The following is a 21,291-nucleotide window of genomic DNA, read 5'->3' as shown; positions in this document are numbered from 1 at the left end:
GTCCAAAAGCTCGTGATGTCGAATAGGTCAACTTCCTCTCCATAAAATGGGAATATCTTCTCGTAATTAATGGATATCGTTCTATCATCCTATCAAAAAAACGCCTTAGAAATCAAATTGCGCGAAATATGGATTTCATGCAATTTTTTTGGCAGGGCGAGACTCTAAAATCACAGCTAGCGAATAGAGAACAATTGCCGACAACGCGGCATAAATGGATTGCTCAAAACGACGGTGAAACAGTTCTTGCGTCCACTCGCCCTTGCCGATAAGAAAATACGCGAACGAGTTGGAAACGCCGATCCCGTCGTTCGCTTCTGGGATTAGGCTCTGCGTATAATTTTGCCCAAGTACGACTGCCGCCGTCAGCGAGAGAAACACAAGGATGACGGCTCCTTTGGAATACGGGTTTGTTACGCCTATCTTTTTGAATATACCGATCAGTACAACAACAATTAGAAAGCCAATCCACCAATAAGCCATCTTCTTTATCCCCCGTTCTTTGAAATTTCTTCCACACACCCATAACGCCTAATGCGATTAAAAGGTTTCATGCTTCAGGCGATGGAACTTGAAAACGCAGTTCCTTGAAACGTTAGGCCAATCCGCTCCCTTCCACATAAAAAAAGCCGAAGGAAGCAACGGAATGACTCCATTGCTCCTTCGGCCAGCTTCGATTCTATTAACTAATTAGAACGATGTTACTTCGACGCCTTCTGGCAGCGACTGCAGCACTTGCGAACGCACGTCTTCCCGGTTCAGCTGCTCGCCGAAAATAACGATACTCCCGCTGTCGTCCCTTGTCCGGATCAGCCTTCCAATCCCCTGCTTCAAGCGCAAGAGCATATATGGCATATCGACCGTTTCGAATGGCCGCTCTTCCTCCTTGCGCCGAGCGGCGAATACGGGATCGTTCGGCGGGAACGGAAGCGTCCATAAAATAACTTGGGACAAGGATGAGCCCGGAATATCCAGTCCCTCCCAGAGCGATACGGCGCAAAGCACGCTTGACTCGTCGTTTTGGAACTCCGCTATAAGCCGGCTGATTTCAGCGCCGCCTTCATAGAGGAATCGATACTCGGACAGTCGCCCGCTTTCCACTAGCAGTGCACGGAACTGATTGAGTTCCTGCTTATCGGAGAACAGCAGCAGCGTTCTGCCTTGCGACTGTTCCATCCGTTCCATCGCCAGCTCGGCTTTTTGCCGGAAGCTGTACGACCGCCCGGCGTCTTGCAGATGCACGCTCATGCGCTCTTCATATTCGTACGGCGAAGGAACGGAAAATCCGAGCGTATCGGTTACGCCGAGTGCAGCCTTCATATAATCGAACGAGCCATTCGCAGACAGCGTCGCCGAGGAAAACACGATCGGCATCTTTCGCGAAAAGACATGCTCTGCCAGCACTTCTTTCACGCCTCGCGGCATAATGACGAGAGTCAGCCCGTTCTTGTCCGGCATCGCCCAGCTGATCGGCTGCTCCTGCCGTTTGAACAAAGAAAGTGCGAGTTGAATCATTTCGATATGCTCTTCTACGATTTTAAGCTGGTAGTCATCTATCGTGAACAACCCGCTTTCGTAGACGAGCTCTTCCTCGATAAGCGACAGCGTATCCTGGAGGGCGCTTACTTCGCGCAGCAGTTGTCCGTCCCAGCCGATTTCCTTCCGGTCCGATCCTGGAGAGTCCGTGCTTTGACGTTCAATCGCCGCAAACAATTGCTCGCTCTGCACAAGCGCGTCTTCGACGGCCACGGCCAGCGTTTCTCTGACGCCGTCTTGCAGCAGCCGAGTCATGATCGATTCGAAAACGGCATGGTTCAGCTTGTAAGTGAGCGCTTGTTGAGCCGCTGTCTCCAGCAAATGGCCTTCGTCGAAAACGACGGAGCTATGCTCAGGCAAAAGCGGAAGCTGCCCTTCGCGTTTTCTCGCATCGCTCGTCCATACATGCTCCATATAGAAATCATGGGAACATATAATAAGATCGACAGCTTTCCGGTAATGGTCGCGGGACAGCGTCTGGCCGCAACGGTGACGGCGATCGCAGACAAGGCAATCCTGAAACACGTCCCAGCCGATCTTATCCCATTGCGAGTCGTTGAGCTGTTCGTAGTCTTTACGGCTGCCGTATGGAAAAAAGCTTTGCATCGCCGCCGGCTTATGAACAAAATCGGGAAGCTCGCGATAAATATCGTCATACAGCTCCGCATCGTCAAGCCCAGATCGGGCGTCGTCCAGCTTGTTCAAGCAAACATATTGGTCGGGCGATTTCGCAAGGCGTACATCGACCTGCACATCGAGATGCCGAGCCAGCTTGGCGATGTCACCCTCCTGCTTAACGAGCTGCTCGATTAGCGATTCGTCCGCGCAGGCGATGACCGCAGGCTTCCGAGTATAACGCGCATAGCAAATCGCGTACAGCAAATAAGCGAGCGTCTTTCCGGTGCCAACGCCCGCCTCTGCGAATATCGTCTGTTTCTCCGCATAGGCGCGTTCCAGCTGGAACGCCATAAAAATTTGCTCGTCTCTCGTTTCGAAGCCTGCTTCCGGCAGCTTCTCGTAAAACACGTCGGCAATCCAATCGCTCGCCTGTTGAATAAACGGCTGCTTCGGATCGAATGAAAACGGATAAGGATTCCCTGTCATATTGCCTCCATCACTGCAAACGACTGCGTGCAAGCACGCAGTCGTTTATGTAGTCCCTGATTTAAATCGGTTGTCGGATTAAAAATCGGATTTCGGTTTGCGCGGCTGCCTCTTCGGTTTGTTCTGCACGGCCGGCAAATGCTTCATGCTGCGGTGCATCGGCCCTTTGCACATCGGGCACTGCTGCTCCGCTGTTGCAAATTCTTCTCTGACCCACGCTTTACATTCCGGATTTTTGCACTTCAAAATTTTGGTAGGCAGCAGCTTCGGTTTCTCGATGTCTTCACTTGTAGCCAATGATTCGCATTCCTTTCATCTGTACGCTTACAAACAATCTCGATAAATATAGCAGATTCGAATAGCGCAAGTCAAAGGAAATCCTCATCCAGCCGCTCTATTTAGATAAGTTCCAGTTCAATAACCGTATTTCGTGAATCCGGCAATGGATAAGAGAGTGAATCCGCTTTAGAAAAATTGACGTAAGCATCATTCACAAACTCAGCTGTGTTCCAAGGCCTGCTCAAGATGAGCTCCGAGCCGTCAGCAAGCAATCGCGCTTTCTTGAGCTTGCCGGCAAGCCCGGCTAGATTAATCGGGCCGATGCTCTCTTCGAATACATGGGCATACAGCTTATTTCCGCGCTGCGTATACCGTCCCCATTCCGGCTTCGACCATTCGGAGGAGCCGCAACCATAGATACTGCTGCCATTGCGGCTCATCCAGTCGCCCACTTCGCTTAAAATATCGAGCGATTCCTTCGGGATATTGCCTTTCGCATCGGGTCCCACATTCAACAGCATATTGCCGTTTTTGCTTACACATTCGACTAATTTGCGGATGATGGTTGATGGTTTTTTATAATAGTGATCGGCTGCCGCATATCCCCAATTGTTGTTGAGCGTAACGCAGGCTTCCCAAGGCAACGGTGTCCCGTCATGCGCAACGATGCCGCCCGGCGGAATAATTTGCTCAGGGGAAGCGAAGTCTCCGGCGTAAATGGTCGGATCATCCGTATACATCGTGCCGCCGCCCTCGCTGCTGCCTTCCAAGCGGTTGTCGATGACAATATGCGGCTGCAGCTCGCGCATCATCTCCATTAGCTCCGTAGCCCGCCATTTCTCGCCGCGCATCGTATCGTAAGAAAAGTCGAACCACATAATGTCCAGCTTGCCGTAATTCGTCAAGAGCTCGCGCACTTGGCCGTGCATGTAATCGACGTAGCGGCCGAAGGTTTGCGGATCGCGTTTGAAGTTCTCATCATTCCTCATCGGGTGGAAATTGTCCCCATATGCCGGGTAATCCTCGTGATGCCAATCAATGATGGAATAGTACAAACCAACCTTTAGGCCCTCTGCGCGGAAAGCCTCCAGAAACTCGCTTACAAGATCTCGGCCTGCTTTCGTATTCGTTGATTTATATTCGGTCAGCTTGCTGTCGAAGAGACAGAAGCCCTCATGATGCTTTGCGGTTAGAACGGCATACTTCATGCCGGCCTGCTTCGCGGCTTTTGCCCATTCTCTCGGGTTATAGTCAACAGGATCAAACTCATCGAAATATGGCTCATAATCTTCCACGCTTATCTGTTCGGTCGAACGAATCCATTCGCCCCTCGCCGGAATCGCATATAGTCCCCAGTGGATGAACATCCCGAAGCGTTCTTTCAAAAACCACTCCGTCCGTTCGATTCTTTCTTGAATCAGATTTGCTTTTTGCGTGCCCATTGTATCAACCTCCGTCAGCTGGAATGACTTTGATTTTAGCAAGGTTATGATAGAATAGACAGATAGATGCCTAACCTGTACGGGTACAAAACTAACTATAATCGAGGTTAAGCCGCAATGACCGACAACCGGGATATGGCCGTCCAACAAATGGTCGCCAACATGCAGGTTCACATATGGGAGGCCAAAAAACAGCAGTGCTGGCCAGAATGGAGAGACATCGACTATACGCCGTCCTACAATAAGCTCTATTATATTTTAGAAGGAGAAGGCTGGCTGAAGATCGGAGAGCATGAGCTCTATCCGGTACCGGGGCAGCTTATCTTAATGCCGGCTCACATCCAGCAATCGTATTCAACGATCAGCGACAAGCCTTTTCTAAAATATTGGTGTCATTTCTCTGCAACGGTCGGTGACTCGGACGTCTTCCAGTGGCTGGATGTGCCATATTGCTATGATTCGCTTGATCCGGCGATCATGCGAGAGCTGTTCGGACAGCTGTCGGAGGCGAACAGGCAAAGCTCAGTAACGGCGCGGTTAAAAGAAAAATCGGTGCTGCTCGACATTCTATCGCGCATTATCGAACAAGAGCCTATCCATATTTTGCAAAACAAGACGGATGAAATGGAGCGGCTGTCCATTATTCAACAGTACATCGAGAATCATCTGCATGAAGAGGTGACAGTTGATCGAATGGCTGCCTTGCTGCATTTGCACCCCAACTATTTTATAAAATACTTCAAACGGCATTTCGGTATCCCGCCTCTCCGTTATGTGAATTTGAAACGGATGGATAAGGCAAAATTGCTGCTGCAGACAACGTCCTCGAGCATTAAAGAGATTGCCCTGTCGACAGGCTTTGAAGATGCGAACTATTTCTCGAAAATGTTCAAAAAAGAAGCGGGCTACAGCCCTTCAGAATACCGCTCTCAGCTTTAGTGCGAGTGAGTACATCGTCTAGCATGCACCCCATCTTTGGCGAAAACTGCGCAAACAGAAAAGAAGGGGCATCCCTTAGTCATCTCTGACTTTTGGGACACCCCGCCCTCTGCTATCCAAACGATTTTATTTGTTCAGCTCAATCTCAATGATGATTTGCACTTCATCGCTGATCAGTACGCCGCCCGTCTCCAACGCGGCATTGTAGGTCAATCCATAATTGCTTCGATTAATAACGCCTTTGGCGCTGAAGCCCGCTATCTCCTTGCCCGATGGATCTTTGCCTGCGCCCTCGAAAATAACGGCAAACGTCTCGGAGCGAGTGACGCCGTGCAGCTGAACTTCCCCGGTCACGTCATATTTCCCTTCACCCGTTCGTACGATGGAAGCCGCCTTGAAGGATAGGGTCGGATATTTCTCGATTTCGAAAAAGTCGCCCGTCCGTAAATGGTTGTCCCGATCCGCGTTACGCGTATCGATGCTGGCCAAATCGATATTGAACGCTATATCCGCGCTAGTCAAGTCTTGCGGGTCCGCCTCGATCAACGCTTCAAACGTATGAAAAGTGCCTTTCACATTCGCGATCATCATATGTTTAATGGTAAAGTCGATGCTGCTGTGCGTGAAGTCTACGTTCCATTTAGATTTTCCCATGATTAAAACCTCCGAATTATGTGTTAATTACTAATATATTATTAATTACTTTTAGTAAGTATATATAATATAATCGGAAGCTTTTGCCTTGTCAATCGTTTCCTCAAACTTTTTTTATCAAGCTCAAAACCGAATCAGTGCTTGACTTATTGGAGGGGAGGCGTTACGTGTCAGAGGGTTCTTCCGATCGCCATTAAAGCCCGATTCCTTTAGTTGATAGTGGTTTGCGGTAGGAATCTGGCTTTAAAAGCGAACACTTCCGTTTCTCCAGAAACCCTCTGCCCCTCCACTTTTTCTCCTTTTCCTTCAATCACTGATTTTAAGTTTGAGTCTAAGAATGAAATAAAAAAAACCGCTCGCAAACGGAACGGTTTGGTGCAGCCCTTTTACCTGGACTTGTATTCATTGCTCAGCATAGAGAAAATAACGGCATCGATAAACTTTCCCTTTTCCCAATAATATTCGCGGAGGTATCCTTCTTCCCGAAATCCCGACTTCTCAAGCAACTGCCGCGAACGGTCGTTGGCGGAGTGGATAAGCGCTTCTATGCGATTCCAGCCCATCTGTTCAAACCCGAATTCAATAACGGCAGCGAGTGCTTCCGCCATAATGCCCTTTCCCCAATAAGCAGGATTCAGCTCGTAGCCGATCTGCGTCCTGCTATGCTCCCTCCTCCAGCCGTGGAAGCCGCAAGTGCCGATGATATTCGAAGGATCATGCGAAAGGGCGATGCCAAAACGCAAGCATATGTCTTGCCTCCACCCTGCTTGCCACGTTTCTATTAAGGCCAAGGCTTGGCTTGTCTCCGTGAAGGTTTCCAAATCGTAATAATCGGTAACCCTGTCATCTGAAAAATAGCGGAACAAAGACTCGGCATCGCCAGCCGTCAGCTCCCGCAGCAGCAATCGTTCTGTTTTCAGATCTGGAAACGGAATCATCCCCGTCCACCTCGTCTCATTATCTCGGTCATTTTCGTTTACTTCACTCTTGAATAGACGCATGCGGGACCGTGTTAGTTGCGCTCGCGGATTTGCCTGCAATCAACGCTGCGGATGCGCGATATTCCTCATGGCATGACTTCAAATATCGCAACACGCCGAAGCCTCCCGTCTTAAACACCTTGCGATGCTGGCGCCATACGACGAGGATCGTGCCTTCAAACAGAATGCGATGAAAGGCGCGTGAGAGAAAATGGCGGATTGCACCCTGCTTGGCCGCCAGCTTCCGCAGCGTAAGCGACTGGAACTCCACATGCTTATTCTCGTCTCGCAATATTTGATCGCAAAGCCCTCTTAAGGCTGGCGACTTCGTGCAGTTTTTTAACGCTTCATAATATACTTTTGCAATGATTTCCGCCGTAATTAATACGGTGACGGACAATTCCAGCCCTGCAAACTTTCGCAGCTTGCGAAACACGCCGTCCACCCAGTGCGCCCGGATAAGCGGAATTTGCTGGACTTTCATAAATTGGCCTAAATCGCGTGCGTGACGTTGCTCCTCGCGAATAAAAGCTGTTATCGCCTCCAGATAGGCATAGTCGCCGGAGCGTTCCGCGTAGGCTCTCGCCTGAAACAGCAAATGCCGTCCTTCCGAACTTTCACCAAGCTGAAATTGCTGAATGGAATCGGCGATAATGGCCCTCTCGGATGCCGATAGCCCATAGGGATCATTCCAAGCGATCTCCGCCAATTGATCTTTGTTTTTACGGAAATATTCGCTCCAATCCGCAAAATCGACGATTGCTTTCTTATCTGCCATCGCAGCATCACTCTCCTTTGCCGATCAAACGCGTGAAGACCGGGCGCTGCCGATCAACGGATCGGTGCTCTCTTCTTTGACTAGCCGCCGGAAGCTGCGTTCGTCGAAGCCATTTTCTGCAAATCGGAATTGAAGGCCCGAGCGGCGCTGTGCCAAATCGATGAGTTTGCCGAGCTGAGATGACGTTTCTTCAACAAGCTGCATCGTACCGACTATATCCAGCGCTTTGCAGTCTGCGCTCTCGACAGCCTCTCCGAAAGCAGTAACGGCATTCTCAATTTCAGCGATCAGCTTAGGGGGATCGTCCATGCTGCCAGAATGTCCGGCTTCTGGTAACAGTGCGGAATCGGTCGACTTTCCGATTAATAGAGCCGTCTCGTTCCGGATGAGCCGAACAATTCGGGCAACGATTGCGCCGAAGCTGGCTTGCCCGCTTTCCTTGCGCCAGAGCGAGTCGCCGTCCATAAAAGCGGTGCATATCATTAGCATCGGCATATAATGCCTGGTCATTCGCAGCTTGACGATCGATTTATACGTATACAGCGGATTTTCCATTCGATGAATTACCCCTTTGTCCGTTTGGTTTGGATACCCCCATTGTAGGCGGAAGCCCAAAACGCGAAAAGAGAAATTTATGCCGCCGGTTTTTCCTATTTTTGCGTCCGATTCATTTCCGGTTTATATGAAAAAAACCGCCGCCCTTTGAAATAAAGGAACGGCGGTGCCTGAGCTATACCGATTGCATGGTTTGGAGCATTTGTTATCTCGCAAAAATATGATTGCCGATTTGAACCGTTTGCGGACGCGACCAAATCCATTTCGATGTCGCTGTTTTCGGGTTAAAATAATACAGCGCATCTCCCGTTGGATCTACGCCCCGCAGCGCATCCTGCGCCGCCCGGTAAGCCGTAGAGTTCGGCGTCAAATAATATTGACCGTCAGCAACCGCAGTGAACGCGCCCGATTGTTCAATAACGCCTTGAATCGTATCCGGGAATTGCGAAGATGCGAGACGGTTCAATACGACCGCCGCAACCGCTACTTGTCCGGTATAGCTTTCCCCGCGAGCTTCGGAATATACGATTCGAGCAAGCAAGTTCATTTCGCGCTCATTCGCCGACACTTTTTTTAGCGTGCTCCATGTCTGGCTGCCGGCGACGCCGTCGCTGTTCAACCCGTAATCGCGTTGAAATCTTCTAACGGCATCTTCCGTCTGTCTGCCGTAAAAGTCGGTCAGCGCGTTGTTCGTAAAATAGCCAAGCGTCTTCAGCCGATACTGCAAATCAGGAACATCAATTCCTTGATCCCCGTATTTCAGCGTCGCCGGTGCGGCCGCCATTGCCGCTTGAAGCGGCATAATCATCATTATTGTAATAATAAATAATATACTTTTTATCATAATTTTTTTATTCCTCATTATTATGAAGTCCTCCTCATAATTTTAATAATTCATATTGTAAAAAATCGGCATTAATCATGTTGCTCGGCTTATTTTTTACGAGTTTAACATAATGCCTCATAACAAGTAACCCTAATCCATTAATTACATTTATTTGCTAATGCAACATTTGGGATGATGCTTCCTGCTCCCCGCCGATGCTTTTCATTGTTCCGGACAGCCCAAATTGGTACAATATAGAAAGCGAATCGAACAAGCGAGGTGTCTGTCAGCATGAATGTCATAAAAGTAAAAGACCGTCAGGAATTGGACAAACGAGTGCCCAAGATGCCCTGGTACATAGAGAAGTTCGTCAATTACAAGCTTCCGGACCTCTCCCCCTCCTCCCTCCTGGAGTATGTGCGGGACTACGAATTGTTTTTGACCTGGATGATCGTAGAAGGCCTATCGAAAGCGACGGTGGTTAAAGACGTCGCGCTTAGCGAACTGGAACGTCTCCATATGGACAGCATCGATCACTTTCGTATGTTTCTTGCGACCGACCCGGCGCACGCCAATACGAGAACAACGATTACGCGCAAATTATCCTCGCTTCGTTCTTTGTTTCATTATTTAAGCCAAATCGCCGAGGATGACGACTTTTACCCTTTGCTCAAGCGCAATGTCATGGCGAAAGTAACGATTAAAAGGACGCATAAGCCGAAGGATACGGCGGCCAAGCTGGAAGGCAAGCTGCTGCAAGAAGAGGAAATAGCCGAGTTTATGGCCTATATCGCCCATTATTACGAGAAGGATGTCGCGGACAATAAGCAAGCGCTATTCTCCTACCAGCTCAATCAAACTCGGGACTCCTGCATCGTCAGCCTCATTCTTCATTCCGGCTTGCGTGTATCCGAGGTCGTTAATCTGAATGTGGACGATATCGACGTCAAGAAACAGCTTTGCTACGTATTCCGCAAAGGCAAGAACGACGATACGTTTAAAACGCCGGTTTATTTCCGTCAGGAGGCGACTGCCGACCTGATTGCTTATTTGCAGCTAAGGGATGTCCGTTACAAAGCGCCGAGACGCGAAAAAGCCCTCTTCCTTGCCATCGCCAACGGCAAAAAAGAAGGCTCCCGCATGACCAAGCGAGCCATTCAAGAAATGGTAATCAAATATGCGAAACGGTTCGGCAAGCCTTACTTATCAGTCCATAAGCTTCGCCATTCGTTCGCAACCGATTATTATTTACGCAACGATCTGTATATGACGCAGGAGCAGCTCGGGCATGCCTCACCGGAAACGACGCAAATCTATGCGCATTTGACTGACAAAACGATGGCTGAAGCGATTGACCGCATTCGTTCAGAAAACAAACAAGCCGGTTCCGTATAAAACGGAATCCGGCTTGTTCTATTGAGGTACCCACAGCGGCTATTCGCCGCGTAAACCCGCGTCAACAGTGGAGATGCCTTCCTCTACTGCGAATTCGAAATCCTCGATATCGTACACCTGCACCGGAACTTCGGCTTCGATCAGCCGATCCTGGAATTCAAACTGATCGGATAAAAGCGGTACGTTCAGCTTCGAGCCGGTGAGCAGAAGCTCGGTCTCGATCGGATCAAAAAATTCCCCGTAAGAAGCGTTGTCTACCGCGTGCACGACGGTAAACTGAATTTCATCGCTGAGCAGCAGCGGAGAGCTCTCCCGCCATGGCATCTGCATCGCCTTTTCGATTTTTTTCCGGTTCAGCGGGTCTTCGAAAAACGCGATCAGCTCCGAAATTTTACCGCGCACATGTGCATCGTCATCCGCATTATCCATAACCGGGTCGGACCCGTCTCTCATATCGTATAGTTCAAGTATCGTCGAATAAGGCACGACATAATCGATCGGACGGCTCGGAACGAGAAGATGTCCATAAGTTGCCACCATAACTGCCTCTATTACAAATCGCCGCCGCATGCTTGCTCCTCCTTCGGTTGAAACGGTTCCACATTATTATACAATATTCCTTTGCGTGTACAAGATAGCCAAACGCCAAATTTGCGTTATTTCCGCGCGGCGCGGTACAATTGGAAAATAGATTATAGGAGGAGAGGACATGAATCATCAGGAAGAAGCTATCATAATCGGAGCCGGCCCCTGCGGTTTAGCAGCCGCCATCGAGCTTCAGCGTATTGGCATAAAACCGCTTATTATTGAAAAAAGCAATATCGTACATTCTATTTCGCAGTATCCCACCTATATGAACTTCTTTAGTACGTCGGACAGGCTGGAAATTGGCGATATTCCTTTCACAAGCCCGTTCGAGAAGCCGTCTCGACTGGAAGCAATTAATTATTATCGGACAGCCGCTCTGCGGCACGAGCTGAATATTAATGCCTATGAAACCGTAACGAGCCTCTCGCCCTCTCCTGACGGGCGCTTCAAGCTTGAAAGCGTCGACCGTTTCGGCGACCAACAAAGCTACTCCAGTCGTTACGTGATCGTCGCCACCGGTTATTTCGATCATCCGAATTACTTGGGCATACCGGGCGAACAGCTGGACAAAGTGACCCATTTCTTCAGAGAATCGCATCCGTACACCGGCATGGAGGTTGCGATAATCGGGGGCAGCAATTCGGCGATCGACGCTGCGCTTGAACTGGAACGAGCCGGAGCGAAAGTAACCGTCATCTACCGGGGCGAAACCTATTCCCGCAGCATTAAACCTTGGGTACGCCCCATATTCGAGAAGAAAGTTGAAAACGGTACGATTCGGATGCTGCTCGCTTCCCGCGTCGTTGAAATCGACAAACGCTCAGTTGTCGTCGAGAACGGGGAAGGACAAGTTTCGCTGCCGAATGATTTCGTCTTGGCTTTGACGGGCTTTCATCCGGACCGTGAATTTTTAACGGACGCCGGCGTCGAAATTACTGAGGAAGGATTCCCTTCCTTTGATGAAAATACAATGGAGACGAACGTGCCGAGCTTGTTTCTCGCCGGCGTCGTCGCCTCCAAGCATGAAGCGAATGAAATTTTTATTGAAAGCGGACGTTATCATGGCACCAAAATCGCGGCGCACATCGTCGCTTCTCGGGTCGCTCCTTAATACGGCGAAGCCTGGTTTACTTTTTATCGGTTGCGGCTTGCATCGTCAAGCCGCTTTTTTAATTGCTCGGCCTGTTCGGCCTCCGGCTGTATATCTCCGTAACGGACCTCCGTGTATCTTTGCAGCAGCTGGTTTTCCGCTTCGCTCATCCTTTGCCCGCTGCGCCGCGAGGCGATGTCGGTCGCCGTTTCCGCTGGCGTTAAATGCGGCTGAAACGAATACCCTTGTTCAATCTCCCTTAGCAAATAACGCCGATACAAGTATCGGATGCGCTCCGCGCTTCCCGTCAATTGTTCCCATTTCAGCGCCGAAGGCGATCGCTTTCTTCGATTGGAGGGATTTGTTTTTCCCTTTCTTAATGTCGTTAAATTTTCAACCTCGTCCACATAGCCCTCATCTTCTCCCGGCCGTTCAGCGGAACGCTCCAGAAGCCGATCGGCAATGGTCCGAATCCCCTTATAGAGCCATTTGCCGATAAAGAACAGCAGCACCAGAACGCCCGCAATGATGATGAACCAAATGATCAGCTCCAGCGCCTTCTCCAGCAGCTGGAGCCAAGCAGCGGGCTCGGGCGCTTCCTCCTGCGGCAGCGGCTCGGCAGGCTCTACAGGAACGTTCTCTTCCGGAGGCAGCTCGCGTTCAACCGGACGATTAATAAAGGCAAGAATGGCTTCCCAAATCGATCGGACAAACCGTTCCACCGCCTGTTGGATTTGCCGGAATAGGCTCATAACCGTTAACGCCGCGACAAGGATAGCGACCAGCGCCCGATTATGCTTCTTGAAAGATCCGGCGGCAGATACGTTCTTCCGTCCGTCCGCTTCCGTTTCTCCAGCTACGAGTCGTTCGTTTGCAAGGAAGAAAAAGAGGATGAGAGCTGCAACGCCTGCATAAGTCAGTATCCATTCATAGGGCGCGAACAGCTCCAGCCTGCCCTTTAACGGCTGAACAAGCAAATGCGTGATTAAACCGTATAGCACAAATGAGGTCGGGAAAGCCACTCTCCAGGCGCTTCCGACACTGATAATCCCCCTCAGCGTCGATACAGTGCTGATTACAATCGACAATGCAATGTAATCATAGGAAACGGCATGACCGCCCATTGTGCTTACAGCAAACAGCAGAACGCCATGTGCCGCCCCTCCGAGACAAGCGAACAGCCACCTTGTAATTCGGCGTTCCGCCCGCGGCAGCGCAAGCACTGCGGCAGCACCGAGCGCCCCGCATAGCGGAAGAGTCAGCAGCCAAATCACCGTCATCGCGGGCACATATGCGAGTGCCCCCGAAACTGTCGCTAAAGGCAAATAAAACAGCGTCTCCGCAGCGCTTCTGACCGCGGCTTGTCCTATCCTTTTTCCATTCATATGGCGGCACCCGCCTTTTCCACATCATCCGGCTCTAATTGCCAGACTGCCACCGCATGACCGTCTGCGCGCAACCGATCAGCGATGGCTTGCAGCCCATCATTCCAGTACGCCGAAATAACGAGTATATCTTGTCTAAAAGCAAGGTTTCGGCCTTCCCTCTCCAGCAATTCGCTGAACAGCTCCGTCCGCGAGAGCGTAAGCGCTGCCATCGTCTCAAGCAGCTCCGTCAATTGTCCGCCGCCGCTTCGAGACTCTACCATCGTGCTTTCCACTCGTCCTTCCACCGTCAGGTTCGTACAGAAGCCGGCCTCCATTCCTTCCTGCAGAACGGTTTGGGCCGCTCCGGCGGCCCATTCGATGCCGCGCTCGATGAGCGCTTCATCAGTCACGTCCCGCCACATGCCTTCGCGGTCTTCACCGTTCAAATAAATCATCAGCTTTCGGTCAGCCGTGAAATCGTATTGGTGCACCTGAAGTCTGCCCGCCCTTGCAGTCGCTTTCCAATTCACTTGCTTGTAGCTGTCGCCGGGGCGATAGTCTCTCGCTCCCGTGACGACAAACGGATCCTCGACAATCCACCTTCGAACCGAACGATCTCCTTGCCAACTGCTCGTCGGCAGCTCGTGAACCGGAACTTCGGCAGGCAACGGGTAGACGATCAATTCGCCGTCTCCGTCGAGCTTCAGTTGCTTCGTCATATAGCGGGTGCCTAGCAAGTCGCTGCCGGTGAGCGTCACCGATTGCAAGCGGTAACGGCCCCGCTTGGCCGCTGTTATTTTATGCCTCCGAGTCACTTTCGTGTACGGCTTAAGGGTAAAAAAGCTTTTATGATTTTGCAGCAGCTGTCCGCTGGATACATCCAAATTATCTTGTTTCTTAAAGGTCAGTCCGGATGAAAGCTGCGACTCGACTCGAAGCCACGGTACCGGGAGCCATTTCTCGTTGGAAAGCTGCTCGATGAGCTCCAACTGCTCGCCTCGGAAGCAGGCTTGCTTTTGGAAATGCCGACTGTAAGTAATACGCCGCAAGCTATAGCGGGCAAACAACCTAGCCTGAACGAAAAGAATGAGGATAGCGAAAATGCCGAACCAAAGCAGCAGCATGGTTGACCTAACCGACGGAAAGGCCGGCTTCCGTCGGCACTTCCGTCTCCTTCAGGATGGCGGCAACAATATCGGCGCCGCTTTGCGTGCGGTGCATGCCCCGAAGCGACAGGCGATGAGCGAGCACCGGCGCGGCCATCGCTTTCACGTCGTCTGGCGTCACGTAATCGCGGCCGTTAAGAATCGCTTGTACTTGAGCGGCGCGCAGCAGCGCTTGGCTTCCGCGCGGGCTAACGCCCATCTGTACCTCGGGACGGGTTCTCGTCTTCTCGACGATCGAAAGCAAATAACGCAGCACATCGTCCGATATGCGTACGCTTCTATACGAGCGCTGCGCTTCGGCGATTTCGGATGCCGTCGCTACCGGCTGCAGCTGTTCCAGCGGATCGTCCGTTTGGAAGCGGCGCAAAATTTGCAGCGCCTCCTCCGTTGTCGGATAGCCCATAGCGATTTTAAATAGAAATCGGTCGAGCTGAGCTTCCGGCAACGGGAACGTGCCCTGGTGCTCCACCGGGTTTTGCGTGGCCAGCACCATAAACGGCTTGTCCAGCTGCCTCGTTTCGCCTTCAACGCTTATTTGACGCTCCTCCATGCACTCCAGCAGACTCGACTGTGTACGCGGCGTTGCCCGGTTAATTTCGTCAGCCAGCAATAAATGGGTAAAAAGCGGCCCGGAGCGAAATTCGAATTCGTTTTCCTTTTGATTGTAATATTGAATGCCGCTCAAATCGGAAGGCAGCAGGTCCGGCGTGAATTGAACGCGCCGGAACTGCAGGTTGAGCGATTTGGCGAGCGACTTGACGAGCAGCGTTTTCCCCGTGCCCGGAACGTCTTCGAGCAGCACATGCCCGGATGTGACAAGAGCAATGAATAGTTGGTCAACGACGCGGTCTTTCCCGACGATAACGCGGCCGATGTTGGCGCGCAGACGATCGGCAAGATCGGCAATAGCTTGATAGGACATAGTTGCAAGCTCCTTTTCGCATATAGTCATTAGTAGGAACAGCATCGAGCCGCTATTTACGGAGATTACCCTTTCCAACCGCTGCGGCTGCGCTGCAGTTTTTGCAGGTCGCGCCAATGAATGAGTTTGATCTTCTCCTCGGCTATCGTCCGTTGAATGTCTCTGTCGCGGAACAATTGAAATTCCATGCCGCGCTTCGAAGGCTGGCCGTGGAAGGACAGCAGCTCATCGGTCACGAGCGAAGGGTGAATAATAAGCTCGGTCACGCCGGGCTGCAGGCTGCGCAGTAGTGATTTCATATCCTTTTTCAACGAATCGTACGTTTCATCCGGCTGCAGCGGGAACGGCAGGCCAACTAAGTAATCAAGAATGACGACGCCCTTGGAATCAGCAAGCTGCCCCAACTGGCGCGCTTGCTCGGCCATTTCCGGCGGCGCAATTTGGCTTTCTCCGGCGGACACGCGCCGCGGCAGTCGGAATGGCAGGCCGTACTTGGCGCAGACGTCGAACACTTCGGGCAAAAAGTTTTTGCCTGTTTCCAGGCCGTATAAGCTGCCCATATGATTATCCGCATGAGTCGGCTGCATGCCATAAGACAGCGCGGTTTCGATCTGGGCAATCATCTCGGCCCGCACTTCAGCGGAATCGGCCTGAAGCTCGAACGTCTTGCAATCTTTCGGAAACCAGCCTTCGCTCGTCACAAGCGAACGGGACGCCTCCGACTTGCTCAAGGGCCCCCAGCGGTATGAGTTCCATTCGCTTGTAAATGTCAAGTGAATGCCGATATCATATTGTGGGTTACGAGCGCTCCACAAAGCGGCCTCCTTCGCAGATCTGCACGGCATCATAATGGTGGCGGAGCTGATCGCTTGTTCCTCAAGCAGCTGCTCGGCAGCCGCATTAAATGATTTGCACAAACCGTAATCGTCCGCATTCACGATTAAAAGCCGTTCTTCGCTGCCGTATCCGAGTTCCGTTCCGACATTCATGTCCGATCCGCTCCTTTATCATCATATTTATTTCCTATTCTGGCTCAAAGCCGAAATCTGTGGCTTTTGCTTCAAACGAGGGGTGCGCTAATTTAAAGTTTGAGTCCCCTATCTTCACCGCTGGCCAGATGCTGGACTGCCAGCTCGCTAAGCCATGATTCATGCTCTTCCGTCCAGCGGCAAGCCGCCTCGACGTTATCAACAATCCCGGCAAGAACGGTTGGCGAATCCAGTCGTTCCAACAGTCTAACCGCAAAATGCAGCGCCACGTCTATTAGCCTTAGCCGGACGAGATCGGGCATTAGCTCCGCTTCTATGACGGATAGCTTTCTTACGCTGCCAAACCCTTCGCAAAACAAGGCGATCCTTTCCTTACAATTCGCGTTTTGTCTGCTCAGAAGATCGGCTATAGCGACGGCCGGTTCCATGGCCCCCGCGTCCATCGTTACAAACTCAAAGTCGAGTATGGCGGTCACATCGTCCCGGACGGAAAGCGAATTTGACGCGTTCACGTCCCCGTGAATCCACTGTCGGGGCAGCGATTTGATTGCTTCCAGCCGCTCGCCCAACCGTTTTCGGCAACGGGTAATCGCCGCAAGTTTCTCGGAGCGCTTGGTAAGTTCCTCATACGAAGACGTCAACTCGGCCACCGCAGCGTCATTGATCGCGGCGTACGAGTCCTCCAACATCCAATAAGGCTCGTAAATGGGCTCTGGCAATGCCTTCAGCCTTTCTAGCGCCAGCGAGATTTCGGCAGCTGCCGCACCTAGGGAGCGAACGATTTCCGGGCGAGAGACGTCGGGCCTTTCGCCCGGAATGAATTCGAACAATGCCGCCAGCGTTCCGTCGGACGCTAATGTCACCGTATTTCTCTGCTCGTTCGGCAGCGGAACGGGCGTCAACAGCGTCAACCGCTCGTCTGTATGTAGCGCTTTCAATACGGCGTGTTCGAATTCCGCCTTCTTGCTGTCTTTATGATTGTTATATTCGCGAAGCACATAACGTTTATTTCCCGAACGGATCAACGTTGTCGTATTGTTCATGCCGCTCGGACCCGGCTCTGTTGTCCAATCCGATCCGAGCCGGTATTGCTCGAGATATACAGACATTCGTAGTCTTGTCAAAACGTCACGCCTCCCGACCGGTCTCCCCCGCTCGGGCGCTCCTCTTGCAGAAGCTTACTCAGCCGCGTCGCTATCGTTTCCTTCCAGCTGGCGGACAGCGCATCCACCGCAAGCAGCGCTTGCATACCATCTATATCCATTTTGTCTGTGTGCATGATGCGGTTTGCTTCGGTGATCGTCACACCGGACGGGTCGCGCCGCGTTAACTCAAGATGCGTCCCGGCCGCAACGTCTCCTTCAGTCAGCACCCGAAAATAGAAGCCTGTGTAGCCTGTCTGAACGACTTGGGCGGTGAGCTCCGGTCGTTCGTGCCTTAGACCGATTTTGTAGCAGGGCTGCCGCGGCTGACTGATCTGTACCATCACGTCGCCAGCCTTAAAGCAATCGCCAATGCAAAGCTGCTGCTCCGACCATTCGGACAGCGTCCAGTTTTCTCCAAAAGCGCCGAACGGCAGCGTAGTCTGGAGTACGCTTTCCCAATACGGGTAATGCCGCTCGAAATAAACGCATACTGCCTTGTCGGGACCGCCATGATGAACGAGATCGGCTTGCCCGTCGCCGGAGAGGCCGCTTTTTCCCAGCCTGTGTGTCTCAGCCGAAGACGACTTGAAAATGCCAGTCATAACCGGCTTGGCGCCATGCATCGCTTCAACGGGCTTGCCGATGTTGAGCGATACGATGAGGCCGCTATACGAAATCGTCAATGGAAGTCCTCCCATCTTCTAGGATCAATATCTCTATTATAATCGTTGTAGGGAGAAGTTGGCAAAGTAAAGAAGACACGTCGTCAGCGCCTTTCAGTTCGACATGCTTTCACTCGTTCCGGCAATCGCTGTCGAATTCGTATAATGTGTAATTATTTGCGGTTCCCCGGGAAATAGACCGTTCAACATTTCCTTATTTCCCGCCTCCGTTTATCGAGTATCCCCTCGTTCAGATGCAAAAAAAGCTTCTCCATGATCCTGCGTCCTAGCCAAGGACGCGAATCATGGAGAAGCTAAATATAGCGGCGACGATTAAGGCAACGGCGTTAATGAGCAGCCACAAACCGCGATCTTTTCCGGAGGGCAGTCTATGCTGAACTCCAACGTTAACGGCAATGAGAATGAGCAAGTACACGCCAGCAATCGCTGCGCCGGTCAATCGCTCAGTTATCGTCGGCGGCGACATGAAGCCGAACAGGAGCAGGATGCTGCCGACAAGTACGTAAGGAAAAACAGCTCCAAGCAGCAAATGGGCGATGATGGAAAGCCATTTAATCGGACTCATCGTATCATTCTCCTTTACGGGCAAGTTCGCACGCTAACGAAGGAACGCATCCGCTGCTGACTTGCTCGAGGTTAATTGTTTTGAATCATCGGACCGAGAGGTCCGTTTTCGTTCACGATATCTTCAATGTCGAAGACAGAGATCGGAAAGTATGGAAAACCAAACGCGTAAGGCGTCAGTTCGTACAGTGCGAAATAAAGGACTAGCGACCGATCCGCTACATAATAATCCTGATCGGGACGAATCGCGTGAAACGGCTCCAGCGTGCTGATGTCCCTCGTCCTAATCTGTGCGGCAACATGCTCGGAAAGTCTGGCTACGTAGTTGCTGCCCGGCTTGAACAGCTCGCTTAGCTTGTAGGCATGCCCCGTTGAAACGCGAAAAGTCAACGACGTTTGCAGCGTAAGGCCATGCGCTCCACCCGTGTAAGCGTAATTAAACAAGGATAGGCTCAATATATCCTTTTCATTCGTTTTAACTTCGTAGAAGCCTTGCATTTCCGACCGCGGATCGTCGAGCGAGCCCTGATCGTTAACCAACTGCTGCGCAGCCAGCCGAATCGATTCGTTAATCTGTCGAGTCGCCGCCTCGTTCGGTCCGCCGCTCACGTATGGAATCCATAGCTCGGCTTTCGGAAACACGGCGCGCGAGGATTGTACAATTACAGGGGATTGAAAGGCCATAATGAAGCCACCTTCCTATTCGGTAAGATGCTTCATTCTATGCACGAGAAGTACGGTCTCATGCCTTACAAACAACAAGAGACGCTCGCTTGCAGCGCGCTGGATCTGCGCCGTGCGCTTCCGACGCGCTGCAACCCCGCTGATCAGCCGCGCCTTCTCCTACAGCAGCATCTTCTCTCGCTCGGTCAGCCTTCTTCCCTTCACATCAAGCACAATTTCGCCGTTGTTCAAACCGATAATGCGGTCGGCAAAACGTTCAGCCCAATCGCCTTGATGCAGTACGGCGATTACGATAACTCCTTGCTCCGTACAGAGTCTCTTCAAATCGCCAAGCACTCGGTCGGCCGTGTGCGGATCGAGACCGGCAACCGGCTCATCGGCTACAATGACTTTTGCTCCATGCACCAGCGCCCGCGCGATGGCGATCCGCTGGCGTTCCCCGCCGCTCATTTGCACCGCCTTCTGATGAGCCTTATCGAGCAAACCCATCTTCTCGATTGTATCCATTGCGCCCATATAATCGTCATTCCGCACCATGCCTGTCCATCTGCGCCATGCCGGCGTTTGCGACACTGAGCCGATGACGACGTTTTTCAACCCAGTTTTATTCGGGAACAAGGCCGGCTTTTCTTCCAAATAGGCTATTTCTCGGCGGACTTTCATTTTACCGGCCAAGCCTTGCTTGAGCACGTCCTGCCCGTCGAACAGATAGCTGCCTCCGTCCCACTTTTCCTGCATCGAAATGCATTTCAGCAGCATCGACTTGCCGCTGCCGCTAGCCCCTTTTATGGCGATGAACTGTCCGGTCTGCGCTTCGAAGCTGATGCCTTTCAGCACTTCGGGTCCGCCCGGAATTTGTTTTTTCAAATTAGTAATTTTGATCATTTGTCCGAGTCCCCTCGCTTATGCATTACTATTTCTATAAATCTAGTTTACGGGAAACAAAAAACAGTTTCCACACGAACAAATGTTTGCTATAATAGAAATAGGAACAAACGTTCCATTTCGGTAGTTTTTAACCATTCATTTTATTATAAGGAGGCTGGATCACCATGAACCTGACTTGCGAAAACTTTCGGTATGAAGAGAGAGGATGGCCGCGCCGGGACTTGACTTTCAAGTTTTACTCGAACGGAGCACTTACCATTCTAGACAATCGCTCGGAGGAGGTGATTCAGCCGAACGATTTGAAGGGCGACAGCTTGGACTTCTATATCCGCAGAAGAATTGCTTTTATTAAGAAGCAACTGTCCGATTCGCAACTGCGGTACGCATAAGCCCCACAGCGCCCAAAGAACGGCCGCGGAGATTGCGATCTCCGCGGCCGTTCTTTCTTTGCTTGCGAACCGTTACGGAAGCTGTTTGTTAATACCGTTCAAGCTGGGCGGACGTTTGGCGAATTTGTCCATATTGACGGTGACAGCCTCTTCCTTGAACCTTGAACGATTTTGCTGATTATCCTTTTTATCGCTCTTGTTGATTGGCATGCGGATCACTCACCTCCATTCCCATTATGGGAATAACCCGCCTATTTTATGTCATGCCCCTGAGCTTTTGTCCTCGTCTCGCTTCATTGACGAATGGCTTCCTATGCGGTAGATTGTT

General features: G+C 51.3%; 24 protein-coding genes. 4 read left to right on the top strand and 20 right to left on the bottom strand.

Annotation, left to right across the window (positions count from 1 at the left end; all coding sequences use genetic code 11):
- Positions 1-135 precede the first annotated feature (135 nt).
- The 4 genes from ACFVTB_RS00755 to ACFVTB_RS00740 all read right to left on the bottom strand — a co-directional run bounded on the left by ACFVTB_RS00755 (position 136) and on the right by ACFVTB_RS00740 (position 4,361).
- Positions 136-483, bottom strand: coding sequence for a hypothetical protein (locus ACFVTB_RS00755; protein ID WP_387743699.1), 348 nt, complete (start codon positions 481-483; stop codon positions 136-138).
- Positions 484-690: 207 nt separating this feature from the next.
- A complete protein-coding gene (locus ACFVTB_RS00750; protein WP_387743696.1) occupies positions 691-2,640 on the bottom strand; it encodes an ATP-dependent DNA helicase in 1,950 nt (649 codons plus the stop codon).
- Between the two features lie 78 nt (positions 2,641-2,718).
- Positions 2,719-2,937, bottom strand: coding sequence for a cold-inducible protein YdjO-related protein (locus ACFVTB_RS00745; RefSeq protein ID WP_387743693.1), 219 nt, complete (start codon positions 2,935-2,937; stop codon positions 2,719-2,721).
- 101 nt (positions 2,938-3,038) lie between these two features.
- Positions 3,039-4,361, bottom strand: a complete 1,323-nt coding sequence (locus ACFVTB_RS00740; RefSeq protein WP_387743690.1) for an alpha-L-fucosidase — start codon at positions 4,359-4,361, stop codon at positions 3,039-3,041.
- Positions 4,362-4,478: 117 nt separating this feature from the next.
- On the opposite strand from ACFVTB_RS00740, the gene ACFVTB_RS00735 reads away from it, so the two are divergent.
- Entirely contained in the window at positions 4,479-5,300 is an 822-nt protein-coding gene (locus ACFVTB_RS00735) for an AraC family transcriptional regulator (RefSeq protein WP_387743687.1), read from the top strand.
- Between the two features lie 126 nt (positions 5,301-5,426).
- Here the strand turns inward: ACFVTB_RS00735 and ACFVTB_RS00730 are convergent, their stop codons facing one another.
- The 5 genes from ACFVTB_RS00730 to sleB form a co-directional block, all read right to left on the bottom strand.
- Positions 5,427-5,954, bottom strand: coding sequence for a YceI family protein (locus tag ACFVTB_RS00730; protein ID WP_387743684.1), 528 nt, complete (start codon positions 5,952-5,954; stop codon positions 5,427-5,429).
- Positions 5,955-6,340: 386 nt separating this feature from the next.
- Positions 6,341-6,892, bottom strand: a complete 552-nt coding sequence (locus ACFVTB_RS00725) for a GNAT family N-acetyltransferase (RefSeq protein WP_387743681.1) — start codon at positions 6,890-6,892, stop codon at positions 6,341-6,343.
- Between the two features lie 43 nt (positions 6,893-6,935).
- On the bottom strand, positions 6,936-7,712 hold the full coding sequence (locus ACFVTB_RS00720) for a hypothetical protein (protein WP_387743678.1): 777 nt from the start codon (positions 7,710-7,712) through the stop codon (positions 6,936-6,938).
- Between the two features lie 24 nt (positions 7,713-7,736).
- Complete coding sequence (locus ACFVTB_RS00715) at positions 7,737-8,267, bottom strand: hypothetical protein (RefSeq protein ID WP_387743676.1); 531 nt, start codon at positions 8,265-8,267, stop codon at positions 7,737-7,739.
- Positions 8,268-8,472: 205 nt separating this feature from the next.
- Complete coding sequence (gene sleB / locus ACFVTB_RS00710) at positions 8,473-9,129, bottom strand: spore cortex-lytic enzyme (RefSeq protein WP_387743673.1); 657 nt, start codon at positions 9,127-9,129, stop codon at positions 8,473-8,475.
- Between the two features lie 255 nt (positions 9,130-9,384).
- Between sleB and xerS the strand changes: the two genes are divergently transcribed.
- The gene (gene xerS, locus ACFVTB_RS00705) at positions 9,385-10,488 is read left to right on the top strand and encodes a tyrosine recombinase XerS (protein WP_387743670.1); all 1,104 of its coding nucleotides are present in this window, start codon (positions 9,385-9,387) and stop codon (positions 10,486-10,488) included.
- Positions 10,489-10,527: 39 nt separating this feature from the next.
- On the opposite strand, the gene ACFVTB_RS00700 is transcribed toward xerS, so the two are convergent.
- Positions 10,528-11,058 carry an ADP-heptose synthase gene (locus ACFVTB_RS00700; protein ID WP_387743667.1) on the bottom strand — a complete coding sequence of 177 codons (531 nt, stop codon included), beginning with the start codon at positions 11,056-11,058 and terminating at the stop codon, positions 10,528-10,530.
- A 139-nt stretch (positions 11,059-11,197) separates the two neighbouring features.
- Between ACFVTB_RS00700 and ACFVTB_RS00695 the strand changes: the two genes are divergently transcribed.
- Positions 11,198-12,187: a YpdA family putative bacillithiol disulfide reductase gene (locus tag ACFVTB_RS00695; protein ID WP_387743664.1), complete on the top strand. Its 990-nt coding sequence runs from the start codon at positions 11,198-11,200 to the stop codon at positions 12,185-12,187.
- 23 nt (positions 12,188-12,210) lie between these two features.
- Here ACFVTB_RS00695 and ACFVTB_RS00690 read toward each other — a convergent pair whose 3' ends face one another.
- The 9 genes from ACFVTB_RS00690 to ACFVTB_RS00650 form a co-directional block, all read right to left on the bottom strand.
- A complete protein-coding gene (locus ACFVTB_RS00690; protein ID WP_387743662.1) occupies positions 12,211-13,551 on the bottom strand; it encodes a DUF4129 domain-containing protein in 1,341 nt (446 codons plus the stop codon).
- A complete protein-coding gene (locus ACFVTB_RS00685) occupies positions 13,548-14,657 on the bottom strand; it encodes a DUF58 domain-containing protein (protein ID WP_387743659.1) in 1,110 nt (369 codons plus the stop codon). Before ACFVTB_RS00685 ends, ACFVTB_RS00690 begins: the two co-directional genes overlap by 4 nt.
- Positions 14,658-14,664: 7 nt before the next feature.
- On the bottom strand, positions 14,665-15,621 hold the full coding sequence (locus ACFVTB_RS00680; protein WP_387743656.1) for an AAA family ATPase: 957 nt from the start codon (positions 15,619-15,621) through the stop codon (positions 14,665-14,667).
- Between the two features lie 65 nt (positions 15,622-15,686).
- The gene (locus tag ACFVTB_RS00675) at positions 15,687-16,610 is read right to left on the bottom strand and encodes a polysaccharide deacetylase family protein (RefSeq protein ID WP_387743653.1); all 924 of its coding nucleotides are present in this window, start codon (positions 16,608-16,610) and stop codon (positions 15,687-15,689) included.
- A gap of 92 nt (positions 16,611-16,702) precedes the next feature.
- The gene (locus tag ACFVTB_RS00670) at positions 16,703-17,734 is read right to left on the bottom strand and encodes a phosphotransferase (RefSeq protein WP_387743650.1); all 1,032 of its coding nucleotides are present in this window, start codon (positions 17,732-17,734) and stop codon (positions 16,703-16,705) included.
- Positions 17,731-18,378 (bottom strand): MOSC domain-containing protein, encoded by a 648-nt coding sequence (locus ACFVTB_RS00665; protein WP_387744877.1) that lies wholly within the window; start codon positions 18,376-18,378, stop codon positions 17,731-17,733. Before ACFVTB_RS00665 ends, ACFVTB_RS00670 begins: the two co-directional genes overlap by 4 nt.
- Before the next feature lie 325 nt (positions 18,379-18,703).
- Positions 18,704-19,003, bottom strand: a complete 300-nt coding sequence (locus tag ACFVTB_RS00660) for a hypothetical protein (RefSeq protein ID WP_387743647.1) — start codon at positions 19,001-19,003, stop codon at positions 18,704-18,706.
- Positions 19,004-19,074: 71 nt separating this feature from the next.
- Positions 19,075-19,686 carry a DUF3298 and DUF4163 domain-containing protein gene (locus ACFVTB_RS00655; RefSeq protein ID WP_387743644.1) on the bottom strand — a complete coding sequence of 204 codons (612 nt, stop codon included), beginning with the start codon at positions 19,684-19,686 and terminating at the stop codon, positions 19,075-19,077.
- Between the two features lie 159 nt (positions 19,687-19,845).
- Complete coding sequence (locus tag ACFVTB_RS00650) at positions 19,846-20,571, bottom strand: phosphonate ABC transporter ATP-binding protein (RefSeq protein ID WP_387743641.1); 726 nt, start codon at positions 20,569-20,571, stop codon at positions 19,846-19,848.
- 167 nt (positions 20,572-20,738) lie between these two features.
- Here ACFVTB_RS00650 and ACFVTB_RS00645 point away from each other — a divergent pair, with 167 nt between their 5' ends.
- Positions 20,739-20,963, top strand: coding sequence for a hypothetical protein (locus ACFVTB_RS00645; protein ID WP_387743638.1), 225 nt, complete (start codon positions 20,739-20,741; stop codon positions 20,961-20,963).
- 72 nt (positions 20,964-21,035) lie between these two features.
- On the opposite strand, the gene ACFVTB_RS00640 is transcribed toward ACFVTB_RS00645, so the two are convergent.
- Complete coding sequence (locus ACFVTB_RS00640; RefSeq protein WP_387743635.1) at positions 21,036-21,173, bottom strand: hypothetical protein; 138 nt, start codon at positions 21,171-21,173, stop codon at positions 21,036-21,038.
- Positions 21,174-21,291: the final 118 nt, after the last annotated feature.

The sequence above is a fragment of the Paenibacillus sp. NPDC058071 genome, from assembly GCF_042885235.1.
Classification (GTDB): Bacteria; Bacillota; Bacilli; order Paenibacillales; family Paenibacillaceae; genus Pristimantibacillus.
The sequence above is the reverse complement of the archived record's forward strand: the minus strand, read 5'-3'. Positions and strand labels throughout refer to the sequence as shown.